Origin of the sequence: Amycolatopsis sp. NBC_00438, assembly GCF_036026695.1 — a bacterium.
Lineage (GTDB): Bacteria > Actinomycetota > Actinomycetes > Mycobacteriales > Pseudonocardiaceae > Amycolatopsis.
In genome coordinates this window covers 2,329,602-2,346,246 of sequence record NZ_CP107923.1, presented here as the reverse complement: position 1 = coordinate 2,346,246, position 16,645 = coordinate 2,329,602, and the positions used below count along the sequence as shown (strand labels likewise).

Genomic DNA, 16,645 nt, shown 5'->3' with positions numbered 1-16,645 from the left:
TCAGGCGGGCTGCCACAGCTCGACCCGGTTGCCCTCGGGATCGGTGACCCAGCCGAAGCGGCCGACCCCCGCCATGTCCTGCGTCTCGTCGGCCACGGCCGCGCCCTGGGCGCGCAGCTGCGCGAGCATCGCGTCCAGGTCGCGCACCCGGAAGTTGAGCATCGTCTGCTGGGTGCGGGACCCGAAGTAATCGGTGCCGGACTCGAAGGCCGCGAACACCGTGGGCCCGTCACCTTGGTCCCACCGGCCGTGCTCGTCGGCGTCGAGGCCCAGGCAGTCGCGGTACCAGGCGCTCAGGGCCGCCGGATCCGCGGCTCGCAGGAAGTACCCGCCGATACCCAGTACACGTTCCATGCCGCCATCCTGCCAGGACGCCGGCCCGTGCGACGGCCAGGTGTACCGACCCGTGAGGCCGGGGAGGGTCGGTTGCCGCCGGGTGCGGTGTGGCCGCGGTGGTGGCTTTCCTGCGCTGCGGACCGGCGTTTCGCGGCTAGGGCTTGACGAGCTTGCGGAACCGCTCACGGCGCTCGTCGGCCGACGAGCCGTCGGCGATGTCGTCGTCGAACCACGAACACAGCGCGCCCCACAGGTCCGCGCGGGCCGCGAAGTCGTCCTGGGTGTGCTCGACCTCCGCGATGTCGGCCACGAGCTGGTCGAGCCGCAGGTCGCAGAACCGGACGTACTCGCGGACGACGATGTTCGGGTCCATCCCCGTCCGTCCCTTCGCGCCCGCCGCGCCGCGCAGCTGGGCGTGCAGGCGTTCCTCGTTGTAGAGCGGGAAACCGGCGATGGCTCCGGGGTAGCCGCAGTCGGCCGACCACTCGCGGAACGCGCTGATCGCCTGGTAACGCGTGTACCAGTCCTGCTTCCCGGTGGCCAGGTCCGCCAGCCGGCGCCAGGCGTCGCGGTCGGTGGACCGCCAGCGGTCGAGCACCCGGCCGTCCCGGACCGGGTCGGGGTCCAGGGCCCGCAGCCGCCAGAAGTGCGCGCGGCAGCTGGCGATCTCGCAGACGAGCTGGCGGACGTAGCTGACCTGTTCCCAGACGTGCGCGCGCTGCGGGCGCAGCGGCGCCGCGCGGTCCGGTGAGAAGGTGACCATCTCGAAGACGCGGAACAGCTCGTGCCCGCGCAACGACGCGAGGTCGGGGTCCTCCCCCATCACCCACGACCGGCGCTCGGGCAGCCGTCCACTGTGGCTGATCGTCGCGGCGTGGTATAGCTCGCGGACGGCGCGGCGGGCCACCTCGTCCCGGGTGTCCCCGGTCAGGCGGGGGTTCCGGGCGCGGTCCCGCAGGTCGCGCTCGCCCTGCGGGCCGACTTCGAGCATGGCGACCGCGTACACGCTCGCCGCGTTGTAGCACTCTTCCCACGACTTGCGCGGCCCGGCGGCTTCGACGGTGTCGTCCAGGGCCTGCGGGTCCGGTGGCCAGCGGCGGTCCGGGCAGACGTCGGCCAGCTTCACCCGGCTGCCGGGGTAGGCCGGTCGCGGCTCGGGGACGGCGCCGGACATCGGCTCGACGTCCGCCATCGCCCGCCGCAGCACCGCCCAGACCAGGGAGAGGTCGAGGGCGCGGTTGGTGAGCTGCTCCCAGCTGCGGCGCCAGCGCCGGCCGAAGTTCCGGTAGTCCTCGACGAGCCGTTCGATCTCGTACTGCGACAGCGCGCAGAAGTACGACCGCATCTCGGAAGCGCGCTGGTTGTACTCGGCGAGCTGCTCGAGCGTCGCGTCCTGGACGACCAGCTCCGGCACCGACACGCGCATCACGCGCCGGTGCAGCTCCAGGCGCTTCTCCCGCGGGATCGCGTACGGCCGGGTCCGGACGTCGAGCTCGACGTAGCGGCGGAACCGCAGCTCCAGGGCCGCCCGCAGTTCCGCGCGGCGCAGCGCCCGGGCGTCACCGGGAACACCCGCGGTGGTCCGGCGGACCCACCACGAGCCGGCCACCGAGTCGCCGTGGCCGAGGACCAGCGCGTGCCGGTAGCGGGCGATGAGCAGCGCGACGTCGCGGGCGCGGGCGGCGCGGCGCGGCTGGCGGGCGAAGTCCTCGCCGATCCACCACCGGGCCAGCGCCGGTTTCCCCCTGCTGCACAAGGTGATCACGTCGTCGTAGGTGGCGAGCGCGTCGAGGTGCAGGTCGAGCTGCTCCTGCAGCGCGGCGATCTCGAGTCTGATGTAGACGTTCGACGGGTCGAGGCTGAGCGCGCGGTAGTACTCGGCGAGGGCCTCGTCGTAGCGGCGGTAGGTGATGAAGTGGTTGGCACGCTGGTAGGCGTCGAACAGTTCGTACGGGATCTTCGCGTCGCGCCAGGCGGCCCAGTGGATGTTCGTGCGGACGTAGGCGCTGCGCGGGATGACGAGCGCGGCGACGGCGTTGGCCGCGCGGTGCAGCACGCGCGGCCAGTTCTCGTCTTCGATCACCAGCGGGCTCGCGGCGAAGCGCGGGCAGCGGACGAGCTCCAGGATCAGCTGGTAGCGGCCGGTGGTGTTGCCGGGCCGGACGGTGCCGGTGACGGTGAACGCGGCGGGCGGCTGCGCGAGCCGGATCAGTTTGGTCGCGGCCTTCCACCAGCCGTCGGCGGACTCGCCGGCGTGCTCGACGATCTGGATGAAGTCGTAGGACCCGCCGACCCCGGGCACGGAAGTCGGCGTGTAGAGCCGGGAGTCGTTCAGGATCCTCTTGAAGGCGGCGGTCAGTTCGACGGCGGAGTCGATCTCGCGGTCGTGGCTGGCGTCCGGGCGCTCGTCGGCGAAGAGGCGGATGTCGATCTGGTTGGCCCGGTAGGCCGCGGCTTCGAGCCGGGCCTTGCCGATGAAGTACAGCGTCAGGACGGCCGAGATGACGACCACCGACGTCTGCAGGACGGTCCAGGTGATCACGCTCGCGACCTTCGGGTCGCGGATGAAGGTCAGCTCCTGGAAGAAGGGGAGGTAGGGCACGATCGCGAAACCGGCCGCGACGAGACCCGCCGTCACGGCCGCGAGCCACCACCTGATCCGGTGTGCCTCCGGAAGTTCCGCTTGATCGAACCCGCCGTGTCGTTGCCCGGCCACTCGTCGACCACCCCCTCGTGTGAGGTTACTCGCCCAGGGGGTGTGTTTCGTTACCGCCCGTGATCTGCGATGTTCGCGATCGGACGACCGGTTGCCGGCCGTCCTCTGTGCACCGCGGCTACCCGGGGCCGTGTCTCAGCGGGACGACGTGTGGTCGGCCACCAGCTCGTCCAGCCGACGGCGCGCCGCGGCCACCCGCGCCGGATCCGGGTCGGTCAGTTCCGCTCGCGACGGCAGCACCGCGGTCAGGCCCCAGCCGCGCCCGCGGGCCCACGTCGCGTCATCGATGTCGAGGGTCTTGCGGTACTCGGCGCGGCCCTCGGCCGACAGCACCGACCACGCGGCGATCAGGTCGCAGGCCGGGTCGCCGACCGCCAGCGTGCCGAAGTCGACGACCGCGCTGAGGCGGCCGTTGCGCGACAACAGGTTCGCCGGGGCCGGGTCCCCGTGGATCCAGACCGGCGGGCCCTCCCACGGCGGTGCCGCACGGGCGGTCTCCCAGACCGCGGCCACCGCGTCGAGGTCGACCGGGCCGGCCACGGCCTCGATGCGCGGCGCCAGCCGGGCCGGGGCGATCGCCGAATCGCGCTCGTCGGTCATCGAGACGCCGCGGAAGCCGTTGCTCCACTGCGGCGGCGGGCCGCCGGTCGCGTCCAGGCCGTGCAACGCCGCGAAGAACCCGGCGAGGGCGGCCGCCACGCCCTCGACCCGGCCGGGTTCGACCGGGCCGCCCGGCAGCCAGCGGTAGACCGACCACGGGAACGGGTAGCCCGCGCCCGGTTCGCCCTCGGCCAGCGGGACCGGGACCGGCAAGGGCAGCTGCGGCGCCAGCCGCGGCAACCACTCCTGCTCACGCGTCACCTGCCCGATCCACCGCGCGAACCGGGGCAGCCGCACCGACATGTCCGGCCCCAGGCGGTAGGTCGCGTTGTCGACGCCCTGCGCCGGCGCCGGCTCGATCGCGAGCCCCGCCCACCGCGGGAACTGCGTCTCGACGAGGCTGCGGACCACGGGGACCGTGATCGTCGCTTCGGCCGAGGAGAGATCACCGGTGACCACCAAGGACGTCCCCCCTTCGGCACGCCCGGCCGGAGTACGCCGGGCACGGCCGATCACAGCGGGTGCGCACGGGCGCTGTCCACCGAATTTGGCGGCGGTGGTTCACGAAGATCGAGTGCAGTATGATGAGGATTCACGGTTGAGCCGTCAGCCGCTGCCGGACGTACGCGCCGGGGTCGGCAGGCTGCGCACCGGTCCCCCGCTCCTCGTCCGGGTGATCCGCAGCTCGATCCCGCAGCCCGAGGAAAGGTGTGCCGCGATGGTTCCCGAACCACGACCGGCCGGCCACGAACTCACCACGGCCTGGGTGGACGCCCACGGCCGGCTGTCGATCGACGTCGGTCACCCCCGGCCGCGCACCGTGTTCGTGCGGGCGAGAGGCGAGATCGACCTCAGCACCGCGCGCCGGCTCGACGAGGTCCTGCAGTCCCAAGTGGACGGCGCGGTCGACGAGGTGGTCGTCGACCTCGGCGGCGTCACGTTCTTCTCCGTCGCCGGGCTGAACTCGCTCATGCGGGCCCAGCTGCTCGCCGACGCCGCCGGCGCCCGCCTCACGATCGACGCGGAGCACTCGCGCGCGGTCCGCCGGCTGTTCGCCTTGCTGCCGGCGGAAAGCCTCGCCGCCGCCCGGTGAGTCACTCCTCGATCGCGCCGCCGACGGCGCGCAGGTGCGCGCGGAAGGTGAGTGCCGGGTCCGTTTCCCGCGCGGCCAGGAAGTCCGTGAACCGGACCTGGTCCCGCAGCGATTCACCGGCCCGGATCCGGTCGGCCTGACGCCGTTCGGTGTCGCGGATCCCTTCGGCGAGGGTGAACAGCTCCGGCGCGCGGTCTCGCGGGAGGAACAGGACACCGTCGTCGTCGCCCAGCACGAGGTCCGAGGGCCCGATCCGCCACGAGCCGACGATCGCCTCGGCCAGCCCGCCGTCCACGCGGGGCCCGAGGCTCAGCGGCCCGGTCGGGAGCGAGCCGAGGCTGAACACGGGCAGGCCGATCTCGCGGATGTCGGCGGTGTCGCGGTGCAGGCCCCAGATGACCACCCCGGACAGCCCGGCGGCGCGCGCTTCGAGGACCACGAGGTCGCCGACGCAGCTTTCGTCGAGGCGGCCGCCGTTGTCGACCACCAGCACCCCGCCGGGAACGGCGTGCTCGAACGCCTCCAGGAAGACGTCGACGCTGCCGACGTGCCGGGCCGGGACCGCCGGGCCGAGCAGCCTGCTGCCGGGCACCACCGCGCGGGTCGGCGCCGGGGCGCAGCGCACGGGCAGCCCGGCGCGGATGCAGGCGTCCGCGAGGTGGGCGGTGGTCAGCGTCGCGAAACGCCGCTCGAGATCTTCGTGCTCCATTCCCCGACCCTAATCAGCGGATCGGCGCTTCAGCCACGCGTTTCCGCGGTCAGCCAGGCGAGGTACGCCGCGCTGCCGCCCTCGATCGGCGTGGCGATCACCTCGGGCAGGTCGTAGCTGTGCAGCTGCCCGATCCGCTCGGTCAGCGCGGCGACCCGGTCGGCGGTCGTCTTGATCTCGACGCGCCACTCCTGATCGGTCTGCACCTTGCCCTCCCAGCGGTAGACGCTGGTCACCGGGCCGACGACCTGCGCGCAGGCGCCCAGCCGGGCCTCGATCGCCCGCGCGGCCAGCTCGCGAGCCGCCGCCTCGGAGTCGGTCGTGGTCGTCACGATCACGTGCTCAGCAGCCATGTCGTGAGGCTACCGGCGACGGGACCGCGCGCGGCCGGCCGTGACCGCGAGGCGCGGGCCGCGCTCCCCCGACGGAGCGCGGCCCGCGCCTTCCTCCCGGACTCCCCGGCTCAGGGTGTGGGTTTCGCGCTCGTCGAGGTCGTCGGGGTGGTGGTCGTCGTCGGGGTCGTGGTGCGGGTCGGCGTCGTGGTGCGCGGCGGGGTCTTGCGGCGCGTCGTCGCCGGCGGGTTCGTGTGCGGCGCCGCCACCGTCGCGTGCGTGGTTTCCGGCACCTCGGACGGCGACGGGATGCTGACCAGCGTCGGCGCCTCGCTCGTCGACACCTCCGGCGTCGGGTCACCCGAAGTGCCGCCACCGCCGGAACTGCTGCTGACCGCCACCGCGACGCCGCCGATCGCCACCACCGCGACCGCGCACAACCCGATCACGACCCCGCGCCGCGACGCGCGGCGTCCCGGGCTCGCCCCGTCTGCCTTGCCCCGGCCGAGCGACGGCGGCGGCGCGCCCGCGCCGAATCCCGGCGTGGCCAGCGCGCGCGTCTCCTCACGCGGGGCCGGTGCGCGCCGGGCGTCGGGACGCGCCGGCACTCCCGCCGGCGGTGTGCGCGGCACCGCGACACCCGTCGGCGGCGTCTGCGGTACCTGAGGCACCGGCAGCTGGGCCTGGGTCGCCTGCACCAGCCCGGACCGGCCGGAAGCCAGCGCCGCGGCGCCGAGCGCGACGCCGTACTTCGGGTGGATGTCGACCGCGGTCGGGCGGCCGAGCTCGGCCGACACCAGCTGCGACACCAGCGGGATCCGCGACGAGCCGCCGACCAGCAGCACCGCGCCGAGGTCGGCGGGCCGGAGGTTCGCCGAGCGCAGCGCGCGGTGCAGCGAACCGATCGTCGCGGTGATCGACGGGCGGATCATCTCCTCGAGCTCGCCGCGCGTGAGCCGCACCTCGGTCTGCACCGACGGCAGCAGCACCGGGATGGCCGTCTCGGTGTCCGCGGACAGGGCTTCCTTGGCCAGCACGCACTCCTGGCGCAGCCGCACCACCGCGGCGACCGCGCCGGGGTCGTCCGGGTCGATCTGCGACAGCTTCCCGTCGAGCGCGCGGTCGACGTGCCCGAACACGGCCTCGTCGAAGTCGACGCCACCGAGTCCTTCGATGCCCTCGGGAGAGCCGAGGATCTCGAACCCGCCGCCGCGCTTGCGCAGCACGGTCGCGTCGAACGTGCCGCCGCCGAGGTCGTACACCGCGACGACGGCGCCCTCCTCCAGCCGCTCCTGCGCGGCGTAGTGCGCGGCCGCGGCCTCCGGTTCGGTGATCAGGCCGACGCGGTCGATCCCGGTCAGCTTCGGCACCTGCTCGAACAGCTCCCGCTTGTACGGGCCCCAGTTCGCCGGGTGGGTCAGCGTGATCCGGTCCGGCCGGCCGCCCTGCTGCCCGGCGACCGTCCGCACGACGTGGCCGAGCAGGTGCGCCATCAGCGACGCCACCGAGTGCGGCGCGCCGCCGAGCAGCACCGGCGTCGGGTCGCCGAGGCGCCGCTTGAACTCCCGCGCCACCCGGTCCGGCTCGACGGCCGCCCGCCGGTTGGCCGCGTCCCCGACCAGCACGCTGCCGTCCGCCCGCAGCAGCACCACCGACGGGATGGCCGCCGTGCGGTCGCCGAGCGACACCATCTCGACGTGGCCGGCACTGTCGACGGCGGCGGCCGTGAAGGTCGTGCCGAGGTCGATACCCAGTCCGTAGCCCATTTCAGCCTCCGCCGTCCGCGTGCGCGTGGTGATCATCGAAGTGGTGGTCGTGTTCGGCCGTGTCCGGGACCGGCCGCGGCTCTTCCGGCGGTTCTTCGTGCTCCGGCGGGCCGGGTGGCTCCAGCGGACGCGGGTCGTGCTGGTCGTGCTGGTCGTGCTCGTCGTGCGGCTCCGGCGGCGGCTCGTCGGGCGGTTCCGGCTTGGGGTGGTCGAACGGGTGCTCTTCCTTCGGTTCGGGCCGCGAACCGGTCACTTCCCCGGCGTCGTGGTGCGCCGGCTCGGGCTCGTTCGCGAAGCTCGGCTTTTCCGGCGCGAAGCTCAGGTGCTTCGCCGCCGGGTGGTCGGCGAGCGCGGACGACGTCGCCAGCGTCGTCGTCTCGACGGCGACCGGCGCCGCGGCCGGTGCGTCCACTGTGGACGGCTGACGGCTGAAGGTGACGACCGGTGCGCTCGGCGGGCCGGGCACCGACGGCGCGGGCGCGGTGACCGACGTGGTCACCGACGTCCCGCGGGCCCGGTCGCCGACCGTCTCGGTCTGGTGGATGGTCGGCCCGGCCGGCTCGCCGAAGGGGTCTTCGGCGGTCGCCTTCTCGTCGGCGGTGATCCCGACCTCGATCCCCGGCGGGCCGGTCTCGGCCTCGTCGAGCACGACCGTCTCCTCCTGGAAGACCTCGATGTCGCCGTGCCCCGGCGCGTCCGGCGTCAGCTCGAAGCTCAGCGAACCCCGGTGCTCGACGCTGATCGTGCCGTCCGGGTTCTCGTGCACCACGACGTCGGCGTCCTGGAAGATGTCGATGTCCGTGTCGCCGGGGGTGCCGTCGCCGGGCACGACCAGGTGCTGGTGGTCGACGTAGACCTCGTCGTGGCCGTGGTTGTGGACGACGAAGCGTTCCGTCGCGTCGATGACGAAGTTGCCGAAGGCGTCCTCGTGGACGTCGATCTGCTCGAACTCCTCGACGGTCGGCAGGTCCGCCAGCGGCGTGCCGTCGGCGGTCTCCGGGTGCCAGGTCGTCCCGGTCCGCGCTTCGACGGACCCGTCCTCGCCGCGGGTGACACTGGTCGTCTCCACGTGCGGCACGTACTCGTGACCCGAGGTGTCCTGGGGAGTCTCGGCCGCGGCCGGTTCCGGCTGCTGCTGCGGCGGCGGCGGTGCGCTGGGCGACCCCGGCGTGAGCGCGTTGCCCAGCACCTCGGAGACCGTGGCGCCGGCGACGGCGGTGACCGCTTTCTTGACTTTCCCCTGCACATGGTCGCTCACGACAAGACCTCCGCCCGGGCTTCGCTGAGCAGCATTCCTTCGCACGTACGCACGAGGACGCGGGCCGCGTCGCGGACGTCCCGGGGCGAGGCCGGGTGCTCGGCGCGCCGCTGCCACCTCAGCAGCTGCGCGCCGAGCGCCTGCCGGATCGCCGCGCGGCCGGCGTCGGCCGGCAGGCCCAGCCGGCTCGGCACGTCCACCCCGGTCGCGCCGAGCAGCCGTTCCGCGTCGCGGGCCTCGTCCGTGGTGAACAGCACGACGCCGAGCCGGATCGAGTCGATCAGCTGGATCTCGGCGAACTCGTGCGCGCCGGCGACGACGCGTTCCCATTCGTGCAGCAGCCCGCCGGTGCGATCCGGGTAGGCCCGCAGCACGAGCTCCATCGCCTGCAGCGCCGAGCGCGCCTTGAGGACGTCGGCCCGCGCGGCGAACTGGGTGGTCAGCAGCGATCGGAGGCGGTGCAGGCCGCTGCGGGCCAGCAGCTCCCCCGACAGCGCCCGCGCGCCGGTCACCAGGCCGCCGCCGGTCAGCTCGACGGCCAGCCGGACACCGAACAGGCCGTAGCGGTTCAGCAGGTCCGCGCGCTGCACCGCCGGGACGTCCACTGCGGACTCCGCGCGGGCGAAGCGGTCCGCCGACGTCAGCAGCCGCGCCAGCTCGTCCCGAGGCGCAGCGGCCAGCACGCCGAACGCGCGGTACTCGGCCTCCTTCAGGGAGGCGGCGGAGCTGGCCAGCAGGCCGGCCACCGGGACCACGGTCTGGCAGAGCCCGCGGACGCGCGGGTCACGGGCGTAGCGCTCGGCGACCTTCGCGGCGGAATCCAGCGCGTCGCCGCGGGCGTGCCCGACCTCGTCGGCCCGGGACAGCACGCCGATCGTGTTGACCGGGCGGCGTTCGGCGGGGTCGTCGTGGAAGGCCTCGAGGAACCGGACGTCGTCGCCGTGCACGTGCCGCATCAGGTAGACGACGGCGTCCGCGGTGCCGACCCCGTCGCGGTCCGGCACCAGGGCGACCTCGGTGCGCTCGGAGACCGACGCCCGCGCCGAACCCAGCCCGGGTGTGTCGATCAGCGTCATCGCCCGCAGCGCCGGGGACGGCCAGTCGACGACCAGGCGGTCGACGTCGTCCGGCGCCACGCCGAGCTCGAGGCCGAGGGTGCCGCTGAGCCGGCCGAACGGCAGCTGCCGCGGCATCCCGCGGACCGGGTGCAGCATGATCCGGTAGGTCGGGCCGTTGCGGTACCAGGTAACGACGCGGGTGCACTCCCCCGCGTCGGTCGCGGCCAGCTCCTGGCCGACCAGCGCGTTGAGCAACGTGGACTTCCCGGCCTTGACCCGGCCCGCGATGGCGACCCGCAGCGGCTCGGCCAGCCGGCCGGCGATCTGCCGCAGCACCGGCTCGGCGGGGGTGCCGGCGTACCCGGCGCACGCGCGGGCGACGAGCCCGCGGACCTGGATGTACAAGGGAGTCATCGGGTCACCGCCGGGAGGGGCGCGGCGTTTGCCTTGGGGGCACTGCGCAGGGTGAGTTCGTCGGCGCGCCGGCCGAGAACTTCGAGGGCTTCGATGTCGGCCTCCAGCCGCTTGAGCTCGCCCGTCTCCGACTCGTCCTCGACCACGGCCTTCTTGGCCGCGGCCAGCGCTTCGGTCAGGGAACGCTGCAGTTCTTCGACGCGCGCGCTGTAGGCGTCGCGGAGTTCCCGCTGGACGGTCCGCATCGCGTCGCGGGAGTCCTTGCCCAGCTGGAGGTTGAACTCGTCGACGAACCGGCGGACGGCGGTCTTGGCCAGGGTGCGGCGTTTCTCCAGCTGCCGCTTGCGCTCGTCGAGGAACCCGGAGCGGCCCATCAGCAGGCCGGCCGCGATGCCGAACGGCGTCGGGATGGCCAGCGCGGCCATCTTCGTGAGCATGGAGAACATCAGGAACCCGCTGTAGGCCTTCTGGAACGCGGCCATCCCGGTGGTGCCGCGGGTCTTGACGCCGGTGAACGACGAGTCGATGGCGATCTCCTCGACCACCTTGACCGGCGCCTGCACCTCGCGCGGCAGCACGGCCTGCGACTCGGCGAGCTCGAAGTTCTCGGCCACCCGGCCGGCCAGGATCCGGGCCTCTTTGACGAACGTCGCGTAGTTCTCCAGCGTCTCGTTCGCCAGCCGCTGCCGCAGCCACTTCTCGAACTCGGGCCAGTTCTTGGCCGGATCGCCCTCTTCGATGGCCTCTTCGGCTTCGTGCAGCACACCGCGTGAGCGGGCGCGCAGGTCGTAGTCCACATCGGACGAGATGTCGGCGAAACCGTCGAAGAGCAGCTGCTGCCACCTGGACGACTGGCTGCGGAGCGCGTCGACGCGGTCGTTCACCCGGGTCAGCTCCGCGATGAGCGCGGCGGACTGCTCGGGGTGGGCCAGCGAGGTGCGGCGCGACCGCAGCGCGGCGTGCAGCTGGCCGACGGCGGACCCGACGTGCAGGCCGACGGCGTTGAGCGCCGAGCGTTCGGCGTCACCGACGACGCCCTGGAGGTGCTTGACGAGCTGCGGGAAACCGGACTCGACGTTCATCTCCTGGTCGGCCGAGCGGGCCGCGACGGTGCGCAGCTCCGAGGACACCGCGATGGTGTCGATGGTGATGCCGCAGGCGTCGAGGTGGCCGGTGTTGAGCTCGAGGATCCGGCGCCAGTGCGGGTACAGATCGGTTTTGGTGAGCACGAAGAACACCGACGGGCAGAGTTCTTTCACCGTCCGGAGGAACCGCAGCTCGGCGGCGGTCAGCTCCTGCGAGGCGTCGGAGAGGAACAGGACGGCGTGCGCCCGCGGGATCGAGCTGACCGTGACGGCGTTGTGCAGCGAGCCGAGCCCGCCGACGCCGGGGGTGTCGACCAGCACCAGCCCGCCGGAGAGCAGCTGGCGGCTGATCGACGCGGTGACCGACCGCAGCTTCCGGAGGTTGCCGGGGTTGCCGGCTTCACTCACGTGGGACGGCAGGTCTTCGAGCGAGATCTGTTCGGTCCACGGCGGCGACGACGGATCGGCCGGTTCGTAGGTCGCCAGAGCCCCGGACTCCGGCGCGAACCGGACGACCGTCGGCACCGCGGTCGCGATGTCGTCGTCGACCGGGCAGATCTTGGCGGTGAGCAGGGCGTTGATGAGAGAACTCTTGCCCTGCTTGAACTCCCCGACCACGTAGACGGTGATGTCGGGCTCGGACAGCAGGCGCCGGGCGTCGGTGAGGCGCTGGACGAGGTCTTCCCGCCCGTAGGCCTTGGCGCCCTTGACCGCGAGGTCGAGGGTGTCGAGGGCGATCCGCCCCCCGCCGCTCGGCTCCTGCATGACCGCTCCTCAGCGTCTTCGGTGTCTTGGCTGTGTTCTGTCGACGGGCTCAGATGTGGTGGTGGTCGACGTCGTGGTGGTGGTCGGCGTGGTGGTCGTGCTCCGCCGCGTGGTGGTGCTCCTGCTCGTGGCTGTGGTGCTCGGTGGCCGCCTGCTCGTTGAACTGGTCGCCGCCGTGCCCGCCCGAGCCCTGCTCGTTCTGGAAGATGTTGCCGTGGCCGCCGGTCGAGGCCTGCTCGTTGAACTGGTTGCCACCGTGGCCGCCGGAACCCTGCTGGTTCTGGAAGATATCGCCGCGGCCGCCCGTGGAGGCCTGCTCGTTGAACTGATTGCCACCGTGACCACCGGAACCCTGCTCGTTCTGGAAGATGCTCCCGTGACCGCCCGTGGAAGCCTGCTCGTTGAACTGGTTCCCACCGTGGCCACCGGAACCCTGCTCGTTCTGGAAGATGCTCCCGTGACCGCCCGTGGAAGCCTGCTCGTTGAACTGATTGCCACCGTGCCCGCCCGAGCCCTGCTCGTTCTGGAAGATGCTCCCGTGACCGCCGGTCGAGGCCTGCTCGTTGAACTGGTTGCCACCGTGGCCACCGGAACCCTGCTCGTTCTGGAAGATGCTCCCGTGACCGCCCGTGGAGGCCTGCTCGTTGAACTGATTGCCACCGTGCCCGCCGGAACCCTGCTCGTTCTGGAAGATGTCGCCGCGGCCACCGTTCGAGGCCTGCTCGTTGAACTGGTTGCCACCGTGGCCACCGGAACCCTGCTGGTTCTGGAAGATGTCGCCGCCGCGAACATCGGTGGAGGCCTGCTCGTTGAACTGGTTCCCACCGTGGCCACCGGAACCCTGCTCGTTCTGGAAGATCGCGCCGCCGACGCCGCCGGTGGAGGCCTGCTCGTTGAACTGGTCGCCGCCGTGCCCGCCCGAGCCCTGCTCGTTCTGGAACACGTCACTGTGGTGGCCGGCCGAAGCCTGCTCGTTGAACTGGTTGCCGCGCCCGGAGCCTTGCTCGTTCTGGAAGATGTCCCCACGGCCACCGTTCGAGGCCTGCTCGTTGAACTGGTCGCCCCCGTGGCCACCCGAACCCTGCTCGTTCTGGAAGATATCCCCACGACCGCCACTCGACGCCTGCTCGTTGAACTGGTCGCCCCCGTGGCCACCCGAACCCTGCTCGTTCTGGAAGATGTCCCCACGACCGCCACTCGACGCCTGCTCGTTGAACTGGTCGCCACCGTGACCGCCCGAACCCTGCTGGTTCTGGAAGATGTCGCCGCCGCGACCATCGGTGGAGGCCTGCTCGTTGAACTGGTTGCCACCGTGCCCGCCCGAGCCCTGCTCGTTCTGGAAAACGTCGCCGCGGCCACCGTTCGAGGCCTGCTCGTTGAACTGGTCGCCCCCGTGGCCACCCGAGCCCTGCTCGTTCTGGAAGATGTCCCCACGGCCACCACTCGACGCCTGCTCGTTGAACTGGTCCCCACCGGAACCGCCCGAACCCTGCTCGTTCTGGAAGATGTTCCCCGAGCCGCCGGCCGAGGCCTGCTCGTTGAACTGGTTGCCGCCACCGGAACCCTGCTCGTTCTGGAAAACGTCGCCCGACGAAGTCGTCATCTCGTGCACTCCTGACATTCGGATCGGTGAAGCCCGTGCCCCTCCGTTGTCATCCAGTCTTGGGGCGAACCGGCCGCCGGTCATGAGTAGCGGCCTACTCGGCTTCCCGGCCGGGAACGGGGCGGACTACCTATGGGGCGTCGGCGGGACTACTCCCCACCTCGGGGCGGCCCACCACCGAAGCCAGTTCACGGCGCCCGGAGATACCCAGCTTCGCGTAGACGCCGTGGAGCACGTTGTCGACCGTCCGCACCGACACCACGAGCCGGTCGGCGACCGCGCGGCTCGTCAAGCCCGTCGCCACCAGGCGCGCGATCTCCAGCTCGCGGACCGTCAGGTCCAACGGCGTCTCCAGCAACGCCAGCGCCGGTGTCGCGGCGTCCTCACAGGACGACAGCCACGACCGGGCCCGCTGCGCCGACGTCCCCGCGCTGCCGAGCCGCCCTTCCGCCCGGTGGGCGCGCGCCGCTTCGGCCGCGGCTTCCGCGGCGAGCAGCCGGGCTCCGACGTCGGCGAAGCCGGTCGCCACCTCGTCCAGTGCCTCGGCGTCCCGAGCACGCGCGTGGTCGGCGTACAACGACGCGAGCCGGCCTCCGGGATCCACCGGCGAGGGTGCCTCGCCGCCGAAGCGGACGACGTCGTGTCCCATCTCCGCCGCGAGCGCGAGCCGTCCCTCGGAAAGGGCCGAGGCCGCGGCCGAGGTAGCGAGCTCGGCGGCCCGCGTCAGCTCTCCCCGCGCGGCAGCGCCCCAGGCACGGCTCCACGCGCCGAGCGGCCCCGGAGCCTGCGGGGCGTCCGCGGCCTGGCCGGTCATCGCCGTCGCCCGGGCCAGGGCCGCGACGACGGCGGGCCGGAACGCGTGCGGCTGGTCGTGCGCCTCCGTCGCGAGTGCCTCCCGCAGCCAGCGGATCGCGCCGCGGAGGTTGCCGTAGGCGAGCGCGACCGTGCCCAGCGACGCGGACGCGCCGGCCAGCGCCGGGCCCCAGCGGTCGCGGATCGCGTCGCGGTAGCCGTCGCCGGCCAGGTCCTCGGCCTCTTCGACGCGGCCCGCCCCGCAGAGCGCGACGATCCGCGCGTGCTCCAGCCGGGCCCGCGCGCCGGGCGCGTCGGCGTCGGAGATCCGCGCCGCGATCGCCAGCCCTTCTTCGACGACACCGAGGCACGCCTCGACGCGCCCGCTCTCCGCCAGGGCGACGGCCGCGACGACGAGTGCCGCGAGCCGGAGCGGGTCGCCGCGGCGGTTGCGGTCCAGCACCGGTCCGAGCAGGTCGAGCGCGGCCCCCGCCGCACCCGCGGCCGCCCGCAGGGCCGCGCGGGCCGTCGCCAGCTCGTCCAGCCCGGACGACACCGCCGTCTCCGCCGTGTCCAGCACGGCTTCGGCCTGCTCCGCCCGGCCCAGCCCCAAGGCGAGATTGCGCGCCCGGGTCGCGGCGACGCGGGCGTGCTGCACGTCCGACACCGTCTCGCCGGCCAGTTCCGCCAGGAGGACGTCGGCGTCGGCGTGCCGGCCACCGGCGATCCGGACCTGGGCGAGCAGGAACTTCGCGGCGAACCCGCCGCCCAGCCGGACGGCCTCCTTCGCGAGCTGTTCCGCCTGCGGGAAGTCTTTGCGCAGCAACGTCTCCGCCGCCGCCCGGACCAGCTGCGGGTCGGTCGGCAGCCCGGCCGCGAGCCGCCACCGCACCAGCCTCGGCTTGTCCTCGGCGCGGCGCGCGCCCGTCATGTCCAGGGTCTGCGCGAGGATCCGGTAGGTGTCGCGCTGGCGCAGGGGTGACGTCCGCCGCCGGATCACCTCGGCGTAGAGCGGGTGCGCCAAGCGGACGTCGAGGCGCCGCCCGGTCCGTTCGGACACGACCAGGCCGGCCTGCTCGGTCGACGCGAGCACCCGCCCGGCGCCGAGCCGCACCAGCGGGTCACTGCCCAGGGATTCGCCGAAGGCCAGCAGTTCCAGCAGTCGGCGCTCGTCGGCGTCGACGCGGTCGGTGCGGATCTCGATCAGCTCGACCAGCCGCGGGGTGGCCGTCAGGGCTCCGCTCCAGCGCCAGACGCCGTCTTCGGCCGACAGCGAGCCGCTGTCCAGGCCGCCCTGCACGAGCTCGCGCAGGAACAGCGGGTTGCCGAGGGCGAGGTGCCACAGCCGGTGTTCCGCGCCGTCGTCGAGCCGCCCGCCCAGCGCCGCGGTGAACAGTTCCCGGGTTTCCTGGCGGGTGAGTTCGCCGATGTCGAGCCGTTCGGCGACCCGGTCCTTCCACATCGCGAAGACCGGATCGGGCACGCTCACCCCGTGCGGCGCGATCACGATCACGAATGCCGACGCCGTCGCCGCCAATTGGTGCACCAGGGTCGCGGACAAATCGTCGAGCAGGTGCGCGTCGTCGACGCAGAGCACCAGCCGGCGGCCTTCCGCGCCGCGAGTCAGGTGCCCGGCGACCTGGTTGAGCCGGTGCGCCCGGTCGGCCGTGCCGTCCGCGCTGCCCGGCAGCAGGTGGGCGAACGCGCCGAAGGGGATCGTCGAGGCCGACGACATCGCCCGCACCCAGTGCGTGCGGGCGCCCCCGGCCTCGAGCTCGGCCAGCAATGCCTTGGCCAGCCGGGTCTTCCCGGCGCCGGCCCGCCCGGTCAGCAGCAGCCCGCACACCTCGGCGTCCCCCAGCGCCCGGCGTGCGAACGCCAGCTCCCGTTCTCGGCCGACCAGCGGCCAGTCCATGCCCACGCGTGCTGCCTCCCCAACCCCTGGCACGGCTTTCCGGTGTCCGCGCACACCTCTTCTCCGGATAATGACGACGCCGGGGCCCGCCAAGTACCGGATTCGCGCGGCAATTTCGCATAAATCGCCGAGCGGACCGGCAAATGCGACAGAACGGACAACGTATCCGCTATTCCGTGAGCATTTCCCGATCATTCATCCGA

The 16,645-nt window shown here is 72.9% G+C and carries 12 protein-coding genes; 2 read left to right on the top strand and 10 right to left on the bottom strand.

Going from position 1 to position 16,645, the window contains the following annotated elements; genetic code table 11:
* The 3 genes from OG494_RS10985 to OG494_RS10975 all read right to left on the bottom strand — a co-directional run bounded on the left by OG494_RS10985 (position 1) and on the right by OG494_RS10975 (position 4,111).
* Positions 1 to 354 carry a VOC family protein gene (locus OG494_RS10985; protein ID WP_328454541.1) on the bottom strand — a complete coding sequence of 118 codons (354 nt, stop codon included), beginning with the start codon at positions 352 to 354 and terminating at the stop codon, positions 1 to 3.
* Between the two features lie 136 nt (positions 355 to 490).
* Positions 491 to 2,974, bottom strand: coding sequence for a hypothetical protein (locus OG494_RS10980; protein ID WP_328454539.1), 2,484 nt, complete (start codon positions 2,972 to 2,974; stop codon positions 491 to 493).
* A 213-nt stretch (positions 2,975 to 3,187) separates the two neighbouring features.
* Positions 3,188 to 4,111 carry an aminoglycoside phosphotransferase family protein gene (locus OG494_RS10975; RefSeq protein WP_328458921.1) on the bottom strand — a complete coding sequence of 308 codons (924 nt, stop codon included), beginning with the start codon at positions 4,109 to 4,111 and terminating at the stop codon, positions 3,188 to 3,190.
* Positions 4,112 to 4,250: 139 nt separating this feature from the next.
* Here OG494_RS10975 and OG494_RS10970 point away from each other — a divergent pair, with 139 nt between their 5' ends.
* Positions 4,251 to 4,745 (top strand): STAS domain-containing protein, encoded by a 495-nt coding sequence (locus tag OG494_RS10970; RefSeq protein ID WP_328454537.1) that lies wholly within the window; start codon positions 4,251 to 4,253, stop codon positions 4,743 to 4,745.
* Between the two features lies 1 nt (position 4,746).
* Here OG494_RS10970 and OG494_RS10965 read toward each other — a convergent pair whose 3' ends face one another.
* The 6 genes from OG494_RS10965 to OG494_RS10940 all read right to left on the bottom strand — a co-directional run bounded on the left by OG494_RS10965 (position 4,747) and on the right by OG494_RS10940 (position 12,132).
* Entirely contained in the window at positions 4,747 to 5,454 is a 708-nt protein-coding gene (locus tag OG494_RS10965) for an RraA family protein (protein WP_328454535.1), read from the bottom strand.
* Positions 5,455 to 5,483: 29 nt separating this feature from the next.
* Positions 5,484 to 5,807 carry a divalent-cation tolerance protein CutA gene (gene cutA / locus OG494_RS10960; protein ID WP_328454533.1) on the bottom strand — a complete coding sequence of 108 codons (324 nt, stop codon included), beginning with the start codon at positions 5,805 to 5,807 and terminating at the stop codon, positions 5,484 to 5,486.
* A 110-nt stretch (positions 5,808 to 5,917) separates the two neighbouring features.
* The gene (locus OG494_RS10955; RefSeq protein ID WP_328454531.1) at positions 5,918 to 7,552 is read right to left on the bottom strand and encodes an Hsp70 family protein; all 1,635 of its coding nucleotides are present in this window, start codon (positions 7,550 to 7,552) and stop codon (positions 5,918 to 5,920) included.
* Position 7,553: 1 nt separating this feature from the next.
* Complete coding sequence (locus tag OG494_RS10950; protein WP_328454529.1) at positions 7,554 to 8,810, bottom strand: hypothetical protein; 1,257 nt, start codon at positions 8,808 to 8,810, stop codon at positions 7,554 to 7,556.
* Positions 8,807 to 10,282, bottom strand: a complete 1,476-nt coding sequence (locus tag OG494_RS10945) for a dynamin family protein (protein WP_328454528.1) — start codon at positions 10,280 to 10,282, stop codon at positions 8,807 to 8,809. Before OG494_RS10945 ends, OG494_RS10950 begins: the two co-directional genes overlap by 4 nt.
* On the bottom strand, positions 10,279 to 12,132 hold the full coding sequence (locus OG494_RS10940) for a dynamin family protein (protein ID WP_328454526.1): 1,854 nt from the start codon (positions 12,130 to 12,132) through the stop codon (positions 10,279 to 10,281). Before OG494_RS10940 ends, OG494_RS10945 begins: the two co-directional genes overlap by 4 nt.
* A 61-nt stretch (positions 12,133 to 12,193) precedes the next feature.
* Here OG494_RS10940 and OG494_RS10935 point away from each other — a divergent pair, with 61 nt between their 5' ends.
* Positions 12,194 to 13,750 (top strand): hypothetical protein, encoded by a 1,557-nt coding sequence (locus OG494_RS10935; RefSeq protein ID WP_328454524.1) that lies wholly within the window; start codon positions 12,194 to 12,196, stop codon positions 13,748 to 13,750.
* A 115-nt stretch (positions 13,751 to 13,865) separates the two neighbouring features.
* On the opposite strand, the gene OG494_RS10930 is transcribed toward OG494_RS10935, so the two are convergent.
* Positions 13,866 to 16,442: an AAA family ATPase gene (locus tag OG494_RS10930; protein WP_328458920.1), complete on the bottom strand. Its 2,577-nt coding sequence runs from the start codon at positions 16,440 to 16,442 to the stop codon at positions 13,866 to 13,868.
* Positions 16,443 to 16,645: the final 203 nt, after the last annotated feature.

Excerpts from the sequence above, each read along its gene's own strand:
- OG494_RS10985 (WP_328454541.1), bottom strand. The coding sequence starts at position 354 with ATGGAACGTGTACTGGGTATCGGCGGGTACTTCCTGCGAGCCGCGGAT.
- OG494_RS10965 (WP_328454535.1), bottom strand. The coding sequence starts at position 5,454 with ATGGAGCACGAAGATCTCGAGCGGCGTTTCGCGACGCTGACCACCGCC.
- cutA (WP_328454533.1), bottom strand. The coding sequence starts at position 5,807 with ATGGCTGCTGAGCACGTGATCGTGACGACCACGACCGACTCCGAGGCG.
- OG494_RS10955 (WP_328454531.1), bottom strand. The coding sequence starts at position 7,552 with ATGGGCTACGGACTGGGTATCGACCTCGGCACGACCTTCACGGCCGCC.
- OG494_RS10945 (WP_328454528.1), bottom strand. The coding sequence starts at position 10,282 with ATGACTCCCTTGTACATCCAGGTCCGCGGGCTCGTCGCCCGCGCGTGC.
- OG494_RS10940 (WP_328454526.1), bottom strand. The coding sequence starts at position 12,132 with ATGCAGGAGCCGAGCGGCGGGGGGCGGATCGCCCTCGACACCCTCGAC.
- OG494_RS10930 (WP_328458920.1), bottom strand. The coding sequence starts at position 16,442 with ATGGACTGGCCGCTGGTCGGCCGAGAACGGGAGCTGGCGTTCGCACGC.